The sequence below is a fragment of the Sphingobium sp. CFD-2 genome, assembly GCF_024611135.1.
Taxonomy (GTDB): Bacteria; Pseudomonadota; Alphaproteobacteria; order Sphingomonadales; family Sphingomonadaceae; genus Sphingobium; species Sphingobium fuliginis.
In genome coordinates this window covers 2,349,834-2,364,318 of sequence record NZ_CP084405.1, presented here as the reverse complement: position 1 = coordinate 2,364,318, position 14,485 = coordinate 2,349,834, and the positions used below count along the sequence as shown (strand labels likewise).

Below are 14,485 nucleotides of genomic sequence, written 5' to 3'. Positions count from 1 at the left end.
GCTGAGCGTGATCATCGCCCGGATCGACTTGGGGACCATTTCGACAGCGGACGGTTGAGGTGACCGCACGTTGGCGGAGGTGATGCATTTACAGGGCGGGACTGCGTGGAGCGCCTCGCCCTGCAAAAGGCCTCAGCCCACGATGCCCGCACCCAGCAGCAACAGCAGCTTCACGTCGATTGCGAAGCCTTCCGTCCGCCATGCCGCGATCCGGTCTTGAATTCTGTCGAGCGGCACGCGGTGCACGCGGATATCCTCGCCTTCCACGCCGCCGCCATCGCCGGTTTTCATGAGGTCATGCGCACGGAACAGCGTGAAGCTCTCCGACACCATGCCGGGCGAACTGAAGAATTCACCCAAAGCCTCCATCCGGCCGGACAGGTAGCCGGTTTCCTCCTCCAGTTCGCGAGTGGCGGCCAGCACGGCTTCCTCGCCCTCGTCATGGTCGCCCACAAGGCCGGCGGGCAATTCGATGCACCGGCGGCCCAGCGGCACGCGATATTGATCGACCAGCAACACATGCCGCCCGTCCGCCGCCTCGTCCACGGCCAGAATGACGGCGGCATGGATGCCCCGCGCCCGGCCGACATATTCCCACCTGCCCCGGCGCTTGGCGGTGATGAAGCGGCCTTCCCACATGATCTCTTCGGGGGAAGCTCCGTCCCGTTCGCTCATAATTCGATCAACCTGTCGGGCAATTCATTGGGATTGTCGCCGGTCGCCGGAAAATATTCGGCCAGCACGCCGCCGACCTGCCGCACCGCTTCCGCCATGCCTTCGGCGGCGCGGCCTGCGCGCACGCCGTCGATCAGCGCGGCCATGGCCTCGCCCCAGATTTCCGGAGCGACCTTTTCGTTGATCGCCGCATCCGCGACGAGTTCCGCCCGATGCTCATCCAGCGAGAGGTAGATGAGCACGCCGGTCCGTCCGCGCGTGCGCCCCTGGGCTACCGCGCGAAACAGGGTGATGGCACGGCGGCGCACGCGGCGGGCCTTGGTGGCCTTGGGCGTCAACGCCATGCGCAGCGGCATCCAGGCGAGTGCATAGCGGACGATCAGGAATTTGAGGATGAGCAGGCTGAGCAGGACCGTCAAGAGCTTCCAGTCCTCCACCTCATGCTCCCAGCTTTGCAGCAGCCAGGAGCATAAGCGCCGGAAATGCAGGGGAAAGGCCGCCGCCGCCGACAGGGCCAGGAACACCGCGCCGATGGCCCAGTGCAGCCCTGCATCATGATAGGCGTCCGACCGGCGCGCGACGATGGTGACGATCTCGCCATCCGTCGCCTTCTCCGCTTCGGCCACCGCAGCGGTCACGCGGTCGTGATCGGCTTCGTTCATGATCAGGCGCATCACCAGTCCCCCGACGCGCCGCCGCCGCCGAAGCTGCCGCCGCCGCCCGAAAAGCCGCCGCCGCCGCTGCCCCAGCCGCCACCGCCCCAGCCTGATCCACCGCCGCTCCATCCGGAATCGCCCGGCCCCCACAGGATGATCGGTCCCGATCCGCCCCGATAGCGCCGTCCCTTGCCCCGCCCGGAAAGCATGGCGATCACGATGATCGCGACGACGACGAGCCAGAATATCGCCATGAATGCCCCGCCATCGTCCGCTGCGTCGCGCGCCCTGGCTTCGGCCTGCGCCGCCAGCGCCTTGGCTTCTTCGGGGGGCAGGGTCAGCAGCTTGCCGATGGCGTCCACGCCCGCATCGATCCCGCCGGGCATGTCCCCGGCCTTGAACCGGGGCGTGATGGCGTTGCGGATGATCTGGGACGACAGCGCATCGGTCATGATGCCTTCCAGGCCGTAGCCGACCTCGATCCGGACCTTGCGCTCATTGGGGGCGATGATCAGCAGCGCGCCGTCATTCTTGTCCTTGGACCCGATTCCCCAGGCGCGGCCCAGCCGATAGCCATAATCGGATATGTCATATCCCTGGAGGTCGGGCAGGGTCGCCACCACCAGTTGTCGCCCGCTCTGCTGCTCCAGCGCCGCCAGCTTGTCGGTCAACGCCTGCTTCTGCTGAGGGGAGAGCAGGGCGGCGTCATCCACCACCCGGCCGGTCAGCTTGGGGAAGGTCTGGGCCTGAGCGGAAGGCGCGATTCCCGTCCCTCCCGCCACGGGCATGAAAACCAGCAGCGCGAAGATCAGGAGCAGGCGGCGTAGCATCACCGGCTCAGTTGCCGAAATCGACCTTCGGCGCTTCTTCCGCGCCGGGCGTGGTGGCCTGGAACGGAGTCATGGGCTTGGCGCCATGGATGATCTTGGCGCCGATCGCGTCGGGGAAGGTGCGGATGCGGGTGTTATAGGCGCGCACCGCTTCGTTATAGTCGCGAATCGCGACGGCGATGCGGTTCTCCGTACCCTCGAGCTGGGATTGCAGGTCGAGGAAATTCTGGTTGGTCTTGAGCTCCGGATAAGCCTCTACCGAGGCGAGAAGGCGGCCAAGGCCCTGGCTCAGTTGCGCCTGCGCCTGCTGGAACTGCTGCACCTTGGCGGGATCGGACAGATCCTCGGCATTGACCTGGACGGAGGTGGCCCTGGCGCGGGCCTCCGTCACCTTGACCAGCGTGTCCTGCTCCTGCTTGCCGGCGGCTTTCACCGTGGCCACGAGATTGCCGACAAGGTTCGCGCGGCGCTGATATTGCGCCTGCACGTCGGCCCATTTGGCCTTTGCGACCTCCTCGGCGGCGGGGACGCTGTTGATGCCGCAGGCGCTGAGCGCAAAGGCGCCCAGCAGCGGCAGAAGGAACAGGCGGAACTGGCGCAGGATCGTCATGGAACATCCTCAGGCTTGTTTCGTGTGAGGAAATAGGCGGTTGTCGAAGCCTTCGCAACGGCTCATGCTGTCAATATCGCAATCGGGACAAGGGGTTCGCCATGGGGCTGATTTCCGAATTCAAGACGTTCATCAATCGCGGCAATGTCATGGACCTGGCCGTCGGCGTGATCATCGGCGGGGCTTTCGCCACCATCACCAAGTCGTTGACGGACGACCTGATCATGCCGGTCGTCGGCTATATCTTCGGCGGGGCCGACTTTTCCGGCTATTTCATCCGGCTGGGCGAGATTCCCGCCGGGTTCAAGGGGAACCCGGACAGTTATGCCGACCTGAAGGCGGCCAATGTCGCCATGTTCGGCTGGGGCGAATTCCTGACCGTGTTCGTCAATTTCCTGATCCTGGCCTTCATCATCTTCCTGCTGGTGAAGGCGGTGAACAAGCTGATGCCCAAGCCCGAGGAAGCGCCGGCCGCGACGCCGGAGGACGTGCTGCTGCTGCGCGAAATTCGCGATTCCCTGAAAAAATAAGTCGTTTCCGCGACGAAAGGAGTGTGCGGCGGGAACCATCCTTCGCGCGACCAGTTGATGGGCGTCAGGGTTCCGGGCATCCGGTCCCCTTGCCGAATGACGTCAGCCCATGGGGGCGCAACAGGAGAAAACGCCGTGAAAACCTTCGTATCAGTCCTTGGCCTTGCCAGCCTGATCGCGCTTGCTGCATGCGATTCCAAGCAGGAGAACAAGGTCGAGAACGCGTATGAGAATCAGGCGGACGCCATCGACAACCAGGCCGACAATATGGAAGCGATGGCCGATAATCTGAGCGGCAATGCCGAAAGCGCCGCTGAAAACGCCGCGGACGCGCTGGAGAACAAGGCGGACGCCACCCGCGAAGCCGGTGAGAAGGCGGCTGACTCGGTCGAGAAGACCGAGGCGCATTAAGTTCAAGGCTGTTACCGAGCCGAAAGGGGCGCCGCGACTGCCGGTCGCGGCGCCCCTTTTCCTTTCATGGTTGCCGCGTTACCCCTCTTTAACGGGGATTTAACCACAGCCGCGCCATGGTCCGCCGCCTATCCCATGAGGCGGTGGAATGGACGAGCTACTCCAGGAATTCATATCGGAAACGCAGGAAACGCTGGAGGCGCTGGCGGGGGAGGTCGTCGCCTGGGAAGCCGACCCTACGGACCGCGACCGGCTGGACGCCATTTTCCGCTTTTTCCATACGGTGAAAGGGAGCTGCGGCTTCCTCAACCTGCCGCGGTTCGAACGGCTGAGCCATGCGGCTGAGGATGTGTTGTCGGAAATCCGGGCGGACAAGCGCCTTGCCGATCCTGCCACCGTCAGCGCCGTTCTGGGCATTATGGACCGGATCGCGGAACTGGCCGAGGCGGTCGCCATCGGCGCTGCGCTGCCGCAGGAGAATGACGATTATCTGATCGCCGCCCTGACCGAGAAGGAAGCGTCCGCGCCGGATGAGAGCGAGGCGCCGGCGGCGTCCGTCGCCGTCGCGCGCGCTTCCGGCGGGCAATCGGCGCCGCGCACGATCCGCCTGCCCCTGTCGCTGATCGACCAGTTGATGAACGGCGTGTCCGACATGGTGCTGGCCCGCAACGAGCTGTCGCGCAAGCTGCGCGAGCGGTCGGGCGATCCGGAACTGGAAAGCGCCTTCGAAAGACTGTCGACCTGCGTCGCGGACATGCGCGACGCCATTTCCAAGACCAGGATGCAGCGCGTCGACCGGCTGTTCACGGCCATCCCGCGCATGGTGCGCGATCTCGGCCGGGACCTGGGCAAGCGCATCGACCTCAGCCTTGAGGGGGGCGATGTCGAAATGGACCGCGAAATGGTGGAGATGGTGGTCGACCCGCTCACCCATATCGTCCGCAACAGCATCGACCATGGCATAGAAACGCCGGAAAGGCGCCGGGCGCTGGGCAAGCCCGAAGCGGGGCGGCTGAAGCTGGAGGCGCGCCAGTCGGGCAACCAGATCGTCATCGAGATTTCCGATGACGGGCAGGGCATCGATACGGGTCGGCTGGTCGACAAGGCGATGGCCGCGGGCCGCCTGACGCCGGAAGCAGCCGCGCGGATGAGCGAGGCGGAGAAGCTCGACCTGATCTTCCATCCTGGCCTTTCGACCGCCAGTCAGGTCACGGCCATTTCCGGGCGCGGCGTCGGCATGGATGTGGTCCGCGCCAATGTGGAGCGGATCGGCGGCGTCATCGCGCTCGACAACCGGCCGGGCTGCGGATTGACCATCACCTTGCGGGTGCCGCTGACGCTGACCATCATTCCGGGATTGATCGTGCGGGCCGGCGACCTGCATTTCGCGATTCCCCGCGCTGCCGTCGTGGAAATCCTGCACGACAACAATGAGACGCTGAACATCGCGCAGGTCGGCGGGGCCAAGATCGCGACGATCCGCTCCATCCGCCATTCGATGATCGATCTGGAAGACGTGCTGGGCATGGAGCGGGTCGCGCAGTCCGGGCCGCGTGCCGTCATGGTCGTGCGTTCCGCGACCGGCGTGCCCTTCGCCATGGGCGTGTCGGCGGTGGAGAATCATGAGGAACTGGTGATCCGTCCCGCATCGCCGCTGGTGATGGCGTCGGGCGTCTATGCCGGCATGACCCTGCCCGACAATGGCAAGCCGATGCTGCTGCTGGACGCGGCGGGCCTCGCCAATGCGGCGCGCCTGCCCAACATCATCGACGATCATGCGGCCCGCCGGGCCGGGGAGGATGAGGAGGCGCAGGGCGGTGTCGAGATGGTGCCCGCCTTGCGGTTCGAGGAATATTCGGGCGAGCGGCGCTTGCTGAAGCTGTCGCTGATCGAGCGGGTCGAGGACATAGACGCCCGGCTGTTCGGTCGGTCGGGCGGGCGCGGCTTCGTGCGTCTGGACGGGCGGCTGGTGCCGGTCGCCAACGGCCATCATGCCTTTTCCGAGGAGAAGGTCGCCGCGCTCCGCCTGCGCGACGGCGCGAGGGAGGCCTGCTATCCGGTTGCCGCGGTGCTCGACATCGTGGAAATGCCCGCCGTGCCGGACATGGTCGCGATGCATGGGCTGTTGAGCGGGGTTGCCGTGATCGATGGCGAGCATCTGGAGGTGATCAATCCCTTCGCCCTGTTCGCCGCCCTGCCGGAGGAGCCGGTCGCGGAACGGAGCGGCGGCCGCTGCCTGCTGGCCGACAGCGAAGATGGCTGGACGCGCGAGATATTGGCGCCGCTGCTCCGCCAGGCCGGGCATGATGTGGTGATGGGCCTGCCCGCCGACGAAGCGGTCGACCCGCAGGATGTGGTGCTGTTCACCGGATCGGACGCGTCCCAGGCGAGCGAACTGCTGGGCTGCCGCATCGTCCATCTGCGCGCCACGCCGCGACCCGCCGGACCCCAGGACAGCAGCATCTATCGCTATGATCAGGACGCGCTGATGGCCGCGCTTGCCGGATCGCGGCGATAGGAACGGAGAAATAGCCGCATGAACCAGCTTTACCTCTTCGCCACGCTGGCGGGCACGAGGATCGCCGTCGAAACCCGGGAGGTGGAGGCGGTGGTCAAGCTGACCGACATCTCGCCGGTGCCGGGCATGGGCGCGCATGTCGCCGGGCTGTCCGCGCTGCGCAGCCGGGTGCTGACCGTCATCGACGTCGCCGCGCTGGTCCGGGGGCGGCCGACGCCCATGGAGCGGCGGGTCTTCGCGATCATCGCGGACATCAGCGGCCACAGCTATGGGCTGATGGTCGATGCCGTGCACGACATCTGCCAGGTGCCGGAGGGCGAACTGCCGCTGCGGGGCCAGCTCGATGCCGCCTGGGCGCCCTATGCCCGCGGCCTGGTGGAGCATGAGGGCCAGCCCTATCTGCTGGTGTCGTTGAGCGGCTTCATCGAGGCCGGCACCGTCGCCCAGGCGGCATGACGCCAGATCGCACGATCTCGTACCGGCGTTTACCAAATCCTCGCCTTTGCCGGTTAAGGCTTGTGACAATGGGACGCAAAACAAGGGACGCTCTATGAAAAACTGCCTGGTCGTGGATGATTCGAAGGTCATCCGCAAAGTTGCCCGCCATATATTGGAATCGCTCGATCTTTCGGTGAGCGAGGCGGTCGACGGGCGTGACGCCCTTACGCAATGCGAAACGTCCGTGCCGGACGTGGTCCTGCTGGACTGGAACATGCCGGTGATGAGCGGCATGGAATTCCTCCAGGCGTTGCCGGACGCCAATCTGTCCGCGCGGCCCAAGATCATCTTCTGCACCACGGAAAACGGCATCAGCCATATCAAGGCCGCCGTCGAAGCCGGCGCGGACGAATATGTGATGAAGCCGTTCGACCGCGAAACGCTGGAAAGCAAGCTGACGATCGTCGGCGTCATCTAGGCGTAGCGCTTCGGATCGAGCGATCTTCGACCGACCTCCCCGATTTTGTTCAGAAAGATTTCCCTCGATGACCGTTCACGTGCCGATCATGGCCAGCAGCCGCGACGAGGACAGGGCGCTGCGTACCCTGATCGTCGACGATTCGGTCGTGGTCAGGACGGTCATCGAACGGATATTGAACGCCGACCGGCGATTTTCCGTCACGCACAAGACCAACAGCGCCGAACATGCGCTGGGCTATTTGCGGGACCATGAGGTCGACCTGATCCTGCTCGACATAGAATTGCCGGGACAGAGCGGCCTTACGGCGCTGCCCGCGATCCTGCGGACCAATCCGCGCGCCAAGGTCGTGATCCTGTCGGGCAATTGCGAGGAGGGGAGCGCCGCGGCGGTCGAAGCGCTGGCGCTGGGCGCGAGCGACATATTGGCGAAGCCGGGAAGCGGCAGCTTCGGTGAGCACTTCCCCCAGGCCCTGATCGACCGCCTGTCGCGCCTGTTCAGCGGCGAAGCCATGCCTGTGGCGGTCGGGCCGCCTCTGCGGGCCGATCCGGAGCAGGCGGCCCAGCCGCTCGCCTGCCTGGGCATCGGCGCATCGACCGGCGGCATCCATGCCCTGGGACAGCTTTTCGCGGGACTGGCCGCGCCGCTGGGCGTGCCGATCCTGTTGACCCAGCATCTGCCCGCCAGCTTCACCCATTATTTCGTCCAGCAACTAGGGCGGATGACACCCCTGCGCGTCAAGGTGGCGGAGCAGGGCGAGTTGCTGGCCCCGGACATCGTCTATGTCGCGCCGGGCGACGCCAATCTCCAGCTTCGGCGGGGGCTTTATGCTCGGGTGTCCGTCGTGCTCAATCCGCAGCGCACGCCGACCGGCAATCTGCCCGGCGTCGACCCGATGTTCGCCAGCATGGCCCAGGCCTATGGCGCTGGCGCGGCCGGCGTGGTGCTGACGGGCATGGGGCGGGACGGCACCGCCGGTGCGCGGGACATAGTGGCGGCCGGCGGATGGATCGTGGCGCAGGACGAAGCGAGCAGCGTGGTCTGGGGCATGCCCGGATCGGTCGCCGGAGAAGGATTGAACTGCGCCCTGCTGGAACCCCATGCGATCATGGATTTCGTGGCGCGAAGAGGAAAGAACAGAAACTGATGGCATTGCCCCCTTCGGCCGACCCCCTCCTGTCCGGCTCCGTTTCCTCCGCCGATCCCATGCGCGGGGCGGCGCGCATCTTTTCCGGCCTGCTGGAAGCGCGCACCGGTCAGATTCTGTCCGAAAGCCGGGCCTGGCGGATGGAGACGGCGCTGAAGCCTGTGCTGCGGGCGCATGGGCTGAGCGACATGGATGCGCTTGCCTCCCGGCTGATGGGGCACAAGGATGCTATGCTGGAAAATGACGTGGTCAACGCGCTGCTCAACAATGAGAGCAGCTTCTTCCGCGATCTCCAGATATTCGACATGATCCACCGCCATATCCTGCCACGCATCCATGCGCAGCGATCGGACCGGACGCTGCGCATCTGGAGCGCGGGCTGTTCGACTGGGCAGGAGGTCTATTCGCTGGCGATCCAGCTTTGCAACGACATGGCGCGCTGGCGCGGCTGGCGGATCGAGATATTGGCGACCGATATTTCCACCGCCGCCATAGCGCAGGCGAAGACGGGCATCTTCACGCAGATGGATGTGCAGCGGGGCCTGCCGGTGGGGGACCTGCTCAAATGGTTCGACCCTTCGGGCGACGATTGGCGCGCCAATTCGGCCCTGCGCCAGATGATCGATTTCCGCACCGACAATCTGTTCGACGCGCATGCGCCCCAGGGCGAATATGACCTTTTGCTCTGCCGCAACGTGCTTCTCTACTTCACGCCCGAACGCCGCCAGAGCGTGCTGCGTCTTCTCGCCCGGCACAGCCATGCGGGCTCTGTCCTGCTGCTGGGCGCGGGCGAGACGGTGATCGGCCATAGCGAGGATTTCGTCCCCCATGCCGAATTCCGCGGCGGCTATGGACGCCGCGCCGACGCCGCGGCGCAATCGGGCGGAGCCATGCGCCGGGCGGTCTGATCGTCCCGGCGGGAAAATACCGCGCCCTGCTTGATTGGTCTGCCGCTGTCGGCCATGGTCTGTCCGCGCGCCCGAAGGCGCTGACGGACGAATGCGAGTGACTGGCCCTTGGCGATGAACGACTTCCCGATGATCGACACGCCGTCGCCCAATTTTGACGAGCGCAGCCTGCCGATTTCCATGCTGGTGCTGCACTATACCGGGATGGCCGATGCCGCGACCGCGATCAACTGGCTCGCCAGCCCGGAATCCAAGGTATCCGCTCATTATGTCGTGACGGAGGATGGGCAGGTCATCCGCATGGTGGATGAGGAAAAGCGCGCCTGGCATGCCGGCCGTGCCCATTGGCGCGGCATCGACGACATCAATTCGGCCAGCATCGGGATCGAGATCGTCAATCCGGGGCATGAATGGGGCTATCGACCCTTTCCGGACGCGCAGATGGGATCGCTGATCCCGCTGATCCACCAGATCGTGCAGCGGCACAGGATCACCCGCGGCAACATCGTCGGGCATAGCGATGTCGCCCCGGCCCGCAAGCAGGACCCCGGCGAACTGTTCCCCTGGGGCCAGTTGGCGCGTCTGCGGCTGGCCCTGCCGCGACCGACCAAGAATCTGATGGACCCGCATTGGAGCGACGGCGGCTTCATGTTGGCGCTGGAGCGCTTCGGATACGACATTGCGGAGCCGCAGGCGGCGGTGGTCGCGTTCCAGCGCCGCTTCCGGCCCGAACTGATCGATGGAATCATCGATGGCGAGTGCCGGGCGATCCTGCTGGCGTTGCTGCTGCCCAAGCCGATGGGCGACGACTGAACGGGGACGACGCCCAAACGGGGATGACGGGGGCGCCGGACTTGTGTATAGGCCCCTCTGCCAGAGGGCCGGGCGGCCGCGGCGTGGCGGGTAACTTCCACGGCGAGGAAAGTCCGGGCTCCACGAAATGACGGTGCCGGCTAACGGCCGGCTGGAGTGATCCAAGGGACAGTGCAACAGAAAGCAGGTCGCTACAGCTTCGGCTCAGCGAAATTGAAAGGGTGCGGTAAGAGCGCACCGCGCCTGCGGCAACGCAAGGCGGCACGGTAAACCCCACCGGGAGCAAGACCGAATAGGGGCGGCGCGCAGTTTCGGCTGCTAGGCCAGTTTCGGCTGAGACCGCCCGGGTTGGTTGCTGGAGGGACGGAGCGATCCGTCCCCTAGAGGAATGGTCGCCACCCTTCGCAAGAGGGGGACAGAACCCGGCTTACAGGCCCTCTGGCATTTAAATCCTCCCCATCGGCAGATGGGGAGGATTTAAAATAACGGCAATTTCATCGGCTGCCGGGGTGGCGTTCCGCCTGCGGCCTGCCTAATTTGGAACCATGGCAAGAAGCAGCCGATCCAATGACTGGGGCTTTCCCCGCTGGCGCAGCTACGGCGCATCGCGTGAGGCGCAGCAGGTGCGCCTGTGCGACCGGCATGGCTGCGAACGGCCGGGCGACTGCCCCGCGCCCAAATCGCCCAACAGCCGCGAACGCTGGTATTTCTGCACCGACCATGCAGCGGAATATAACCGCAACTGGGACTATTTTCAGGGCCTGGACCAGGAAGAGCGGGAGCAGCGCGAACGTGCCGAGCGGCGCGACGCGGGCGGTTATCAGAACAGCGCCTATCATGGTTGGGGCGGGCCGGGTGACGGCAGCCGCTCGCGCGACGAGTTGCATGCGCTGCAGGCGCTGGAGCTGGAGGACGACGCTGATTTCGAGGCCGTGAAGAAGAGCTGGCGCCGCCTTGCCAAGGAATATCATCCCGATGTGAAGCCCGGCGACGCGCAGGCGGCCGTGCGTTTCCAGACGATCCAGGCTGCCTATGAAGTGCTGCGGGCGGCGGAGGAGCGGCGGACGTGGAAACCGCGGGAGCGGGCGGATTGAAGGATCGCGTCCGGTCGAACTGGGATCATGCGGTGCTGGTCTGCCGCAAATGTTCGAAGAAGCTGGACGGCGGTTTCGGCCGGGACGGGGACGAGCGGCTGGCCCGGGCGCTGCGCCGGCATCTTTCTCTGAAAAAGGGGCGCAAGGCGGCGGCTGGGATCGTCGAGGTCAACTGCCTCGGCATCTGTCCCAAGGGTGCGGTGACAGTCGTCGACGGCGCAAAATCGCGCGACTGGTTGCTAGTGCGGCCGGGCGCCGATCTGGATGAACTGGCACAGGCGTTGGGCCTGGTTCCGGCAAAGGAAGGCTGAATTCAGCCTGCGCGCCTGATCCGGGCCGAATCGATCAGCCCGGCGTCGGACAGCAAGGGCATCAGCAGCCCTTCTTCCTTGTGCAGCCGGTTCAGGATGCTGGCCAGGATGGCACGGGTTTCACGGCAGAAATCCGCCCATTCGCGTTCGATCCGATCATCGCTCCAACGCGCCATATAGGCGGCGAAGTCGCTGGCGATGGGCGCCATTTCACTTTCGAGTCGCGCCGCGGTGCCGCGCAGCTTTTCGTGCGGCTGCCGTTGCATATTGGGGTAGAAAATCCGGTCTTCCAGCGCCAGATGCGCCATCAGCAGGCGGGCGAACTGCCAACGCAGCGGGCCCAGCCTTTGCGGAACGCCTTCGTCCGCTATCGCCTGATGAAAGCGGGCGGCCATCGCCTCTATCTCATCATGCTGCTTCTGCAATTCGTCGAGGTCCATGCACCGCTTTCCTCGTCCCCGCCCGGCATATTCCGCTCGCGGGGTTAAGAAACGGTTGTGCGGACTTCACAAAGGCTTGAGCGGTCCGCCCGCCGCGCATTCCACGCGGCGGGCGCCCTCCATTCAGGCCGGCTGGTCGGCGCGGCTGACGCCCTGGCCGTCCAGATTCTGCGCGGCGAAGTCCCAGTTGATCGCTTCCTTGAGGACGCGGTCGGCATAGTTGGGGCGCGCGTTGCGATAGTCGATATAATAGGCATGTTCCCACACATCGAGGATCAGCAGCGGCTGATGGCCCTCATGCGCAACGGGCGTGTCCGCGTCATGGTAGCTGGTGACTTCCAGCTTCCCGTCCTTCAGGATCAGCGCGGCCCAGCCGCTGGCGAAATGGCCGACGGCTTCGGCCTTCAGCTTTTCGACCAGCGCGTCGACCGAGCCGAAACCCTCGTTGATGAGGTCGAGCAACTGGCCGGACGGCGCGGTCTTGGTCGGCGACAGCGACTGCCAGTAAAAAGTGTGATTCCAGATCTGGCCGACCTGGTTGAACAGGCCGCCCTTGGACGACTTGATCAGCTCGACCAGCGACTTGCCCTGGAGCGAGGCGTCGGCGGCGACCAGTTCATTGGCCTTCACGACATAGGCATTGTGGTGCTTGCCATGGTGGAAGTCGAAGGTTTCGGCGGTCAGAATGTCGCCAAAGGCATCCTTGGCATAGGGCAGGGGGGGAAGAACAAAGGCCATGGCGGAACTCCTCGGGTTCGTTATGGGTCGGCCGCAGAACGGATGGTGCGGTCGATTGGTTCAATGGTCCTGTCGGGGCGTGGACGCCTCCGCGCCCCTCCCATATGCGCCCCCGGCGGCCATGAAAACAGATATATGCCTATTGCGAAACGATCTTAATTAGGCGGCCGATTCAACCCTGGGGCGGGGTGGTTTCACCGATCTCGTCACTGTCCAGCTTTTCGCCCAGGTCCAGGCCGTGGCGCATCAGCATGGGGATGTTGGCGGCAGCGAAGACGACCGATACGATGGTCACGCCCCATACCTTGACGGCCAGCCAGCTATCGAAGCTCATGGTCCGTCGCATGACTTCGTTGGCGAGCGCCATGGCGACGAAGAAAAGGGCCCAGTTGCGCGACAGCTTGCGCCAGCCGGTCTCGGTCAGGCCGTCATAGGCCGCCTGGAGGAGATATTTGAGCAACGCCTTGCCCCGCATCAGCCCCGCGAACAGCATCAGCGCGAAGAAGGCGTAGATGATGGTCGGCTTGATCTGGATGAAGCTCTGGTCGCGGAAATAGATGGTGAGGCCGCCGAAGAAGAGGATCAGCAGCGCCGATAGCCAGAGCATGGGCGACACGCGGCCGAGCTTCACCTTAGAGGCGATCACGGCGACGACGATGGCGGCCATGAAGGCGGCGGTGCCGAACATCATCGCGGTGATGGGGTTGCCCGGCCCCCAGAGCCAGCCCGCGCCCTTGTAGGTCAGGAAGAAGACGAGAAGAGGGCCGAAGTCCAGCGCGAGGCTGAGATTGCCGCCATGGGTCGGTTTTTTCGGATCAGCCATATATGTTCACTCCGTCGTCCCGGCGCGGGCCGGGATCTCGTGAGGCCGGGTCGAGCCGCGGAGGCCAGAGATGCCGGCCTGCGCCGGCATGACGAAGGGGGAGCGATCACCGCGCATAGGCGGTTCCCGCGATCGCCCGCGCCATGTCGCCCGGGTCGAACGGCCGCAAATCCTCGATCTTCTCGCCAACGCCGATGGCATGGATCGGCAGGCGATATTTCTCCGCCGCCGCGACCAGCACGCCGCCGCGCGCCGTGCCGTCCAGCTTGGTCATGACGAGGCCCGTCACCTGCGCGAATTCCTTGAAGACCTCGATCTGGCTCAACGCATTCTGTCCCGTGGTGGCATCCAGCACCAGCACAACGTCATGCGGCGCCGCCGGGTTCAACCGGCCGAGCACGCGGCGGATCTTGGCCAGCTCGTCCATCAGTTCGGTCTTGTTCTGCAGGCGCCCGGCCGTGTCCACGATCAGCACGTCGATGCCGGTGGCGGTCGCCTGCTTCACCGCGTCGAAGACGATGCCCGCCGCGTCGCCGCCCTCCTTGCCCGCGACGATGGGGATGCCGAGCCGTTCCGCCCAGACCTTGAGCTGGCCGATGGCGGCAGCGCGGAAGGTGTCGCCCGCCGCCAGCATCACGCCATAATCCTGTTCGAGGAAGAGGTTGGCGAGCTTGGCGATGGTGGTGGTCTTGCCGGAACCGTTGACGCCGATGACCAGGATCACCTGAGGGCGCGGAAAAGCTTCGATCTCCAGCGGGCGCGCGACCGGGGCGAGAACCTTCTCGATCTCCTCCGCGATGATCTCCCGCAGATAATCCTCGGTCAGTTCGCGGTTGTAGCGGCCTTCGGACAGGCGGTCGCGCACGCGGGCGGCCATGGCGGGACCGAGGTCGCTGACGATCAGCGCTTCCTCGATCTCGTCCAGTGTCTGCTCGTCGAGCGCGGCCTTGGAGAAGAGGCCGGTGAGATTCTCGCCCAGCTTGTCGGAAGTGCGCTTGAGGCCGCCGAAGAGGCGATCGCGCCAGGATGTTTCAGCCATGTCTATCCACCAGCATCATCCCCGCG

18 protein-coding genes and 1 other RNA gene are annotated in these 14,485 nt (G+C 65.2%); 11 read left to right on the top strand and 8 right to left on the bottom strand.

All coding sequences use genetic code 11. The features are described from left to right. Window positions 1-132 precede the first annotated feature (132 nt). The 4 genes from LDB29_RS11675 to LDB29_RS11660 are packed head-to-tail and all read right to left on the bottom strand — an operon-like array spanning window position 133 to window position 2,771. Window positions 133-675, bottom strand: coding sequence for an NUDIX hydrolase (locus LDB29_RS11675; protein WP_257554231.1), 543 nt, complete (start codon window positions 673-675; stop codon window positions 133-135). After that, window positions 672-1,349 carry a TPM domain-containing protein gene (locus LDB29_RS11670; protein ID WP_025547624.1) on the bottom strand — a complete coding sequence of 226 codons (678 nt, stop codon included), beginning with the start codon at window positions 1,347-1,349 and terminating at the stop codon, window positions 672-674. The genes LDB29_RS11675 and LDB29_RS11670 overlap by 4 nt, the downstream gene beginning before the upstream one ends. After that, window positions 1,349-2,161, bottom strand: a complete 813-nt coding sequence (locus tag LDB29_RS11665) for a YgcG family protein (protein WP_025547622.1) — start codon at window positions 2,159-2,161, stop codon at window positions 1,349-1,351. Before LDB29_RS11665 ends, LDB29_RS11670 begins: the two co-directional genes overlap by 1 nt. A gap of 7 nt (window positions 2,162-2,168) precedes the next feature. After that, on the bottom strand, window positions 2,169-2,771 hold the full coding sequence (locus LDB29_RS11660; protein ID WP_025547620.1) for a LemA family protein: 603 nt from the start codon (window positions 2,769-2,771) through the stop codon (window positions 2,169-2,171). Between the two features lie 101 nt (window positions 2,772-2,872). On the opposite strand from LDB29_RS11660, the gene mscL reads away from it, so the two are divergent. The 11 genes from mscL to LDB29_RS11605 all read left to right on the top strand — a co-directional run bounded on the left by mscL (window position 2,873) and on the right by LDB29_RS11605 (window position 11,419). Next, window positions 2,873-3,301, top strand: coding sequence for a large conductance mechanosensitive channel protein MscL (gene mscL, locus LDB29_RS11655; RefSeq protein ID WP_065846006.1), 429 nt, complete (start codon window positions 2,873-2,875; stop codon window positions 3,299-3,301). A 135-nt stretch (window positions 3,302-3,436) separates the two neighbouring features. After that, window positions 3,437-3,712 carry a hypothetical protein gene (locus LDB29_RS11650; RefSeq protein WP_025547617.1) on the top strand — a complete coding sequence of 92 codons (276 nt, stop codon included), beginning with the start codon at window positions 3,437-3,439 and terminating at the stop codon, window positions 3,710-3,712. 148 nt (window positions 3,713-3,860) lie between these two features. Next, window positions 3,861-6,230 carry a chemotaxis protein CheA gene (locus LDB29_RS11645; RefSeq protein WP_099185637.1) on the top strand — a complete coding sequence of 790 codons (2,370 nt, stop codon included), beginning with the start codon at window positions 3,861-3,863 and terminating at the stop codon, window positions 6,228-6,230. 18 nt (window positions 6,231-6,248) lie between these two features. Continuing rightward, the gene (locus tag LDB29_RS11640) at window positions 6,249-6,686 is read left to right on the top strand and encodes a chemotaxis protein CheW (RefSeq protein WP_044662721.1); all 438 of its coding nucleotides are present in this window, start codon (window positions 6,249-6,251) and stop codon (window positions 6,684-6,686) included. Between the two features lie 94 nt (window positions 6,687-6,780). Further along, window positions 6,781-7,146: a response regulator gene (locus LDB29_RS11635; RefSeq protein ID WP_025547613.1), complete on the top strand. Its 366-nt coding sequence runs from the start codon at window positions 6,781-6,783 to the stop codon at window positions 7,144-7,146. A 67-nt stretch (window positions 7,147-7,213) separates the two neighbouring features. After that, a complete protein-coding gene (locus tag LDB29_RS11630) occupies window positions 7,214-8,293 on the top strand; it encodes a chemotaxis protein CheB (protein WP_099185638.1) in 1,080 nt (359 codons plus the stop codon). Further along, a complete protein-coding gene (locus LDB29_RS11625; RefSeq protein WP_229742409.1) occupies window positions 8,293-9,201 on the top strand; it encodes a protein-glutamate O-methyltransferase CheR in 909 nt (302 codons plus the stop codon). Before LDB29_RS11630 ends, LDB29_RS11625 begins: the two co-directional genes overlap by 1 nt. Window positions 9,202-9,315: 114 nt before the next feature. Further along, complete coding sequence (locus tag LDB29_RS11620; RefSeq protein ID WP_025547608.1) at window positions 9,316-10,014, top strand: N-acetylmuramoyl-L-alanine amidase; 699 nt, start codon at window positions 9,316-9,318, stop codon at window positions 10,012-10,014. Between the two features lie 60 nt (window positions 10,015-10,074). After that, window positions 10,075-10,460, top strand: an RNA gene (rnpB, locus tag LDB29_RS11615) — RNase P RNA component class A. 99 nt (window positions 10,461-10,559) lie between these two features. Next, window positions 10,560-11,108 (top strand): J domain-containing protein, encoded by a 549-nt coding sequence (locus tag LDB29_RS11610; protein ID WP_257554230.1) that lies wholly within the window; start codon window positions 10,560-10,562, stop codon window positions 11,106-11,108. Then, window positions 11,081-11,419 (top strand): hypothetical protein, encoded by a 339-nt coding sequence (locus LDB29_RS11605; RefSeq protein ID WP_025547605.1) that lies wholly within the window; start codon window positions 11,081-11,083, stop codon window positions 11,417-11,419. The genes LDB29_RS11610 and LDB29_RS11605 overlap by 28 nt, the downstream gene beginning before the upstream one ends. 2 nt (window positions 11,420-11,421) lie before the next feature. On the opposite strand, the gene LDB29_RS11600 is transcribed toward LDB29_RS11605, so the two are convergent. From LDB29_RS11600 to ftsY, 4 genes are all read right to left on the bottom strand, one after another. After that, the gene (locus tag LDB29_RS11600; RefSeq protein ID WP_025547603.1) at window positions 11,422-11,859 is read right to left on the bottom strand and encodes a hemerythrin domain-containing protein; all 438 of its coding nucleotides are present in this window, start codon (window positions 11,857-11,859) and stop codon (window positions 11,422-11,424) included. Window positions 11,860-11,982: 123 nt separating this feature from the next. Next, complete coding sequence (locus tag LDB29_RS11595) at window positions 11,983-12,597, bottom strand: superoxide dismutase (protein ID WP_025547601.1); 615 nt, start codon at window positions 12,595-12,597, stop codon at window positions 11,983-11,985. 172 nt (window positions 12,598-12,769) lie between these two features. Then, complete coding sequence (gene ispZ / locus LDB29_RS11590) at window positions 12,770-13,420, bottom strand: septation protein IspZ (RefSeq protein ID WP_099185639.1); 651 nt, start codon at window positions 13,418-13,420, stop codon at window positions 12,770-12,772. 106 nt (window positions 13,421-13,526) lie between these two features. Beyond that, window positions 13,527-14,459 (bottom strand): signal recognition particle-docking protein FtsY, encoded by a 933-nt coding sequence (gene ftsY / locus LDB29_RS11585; RefSeq protein ID WP_025547600.1) that lies wholly within the window; start codon window positions 14,457-14,459, stop codon window positions 13,527-13,529. Window positions 14,460-14,485: the final 26 nt, after the last annotated feature.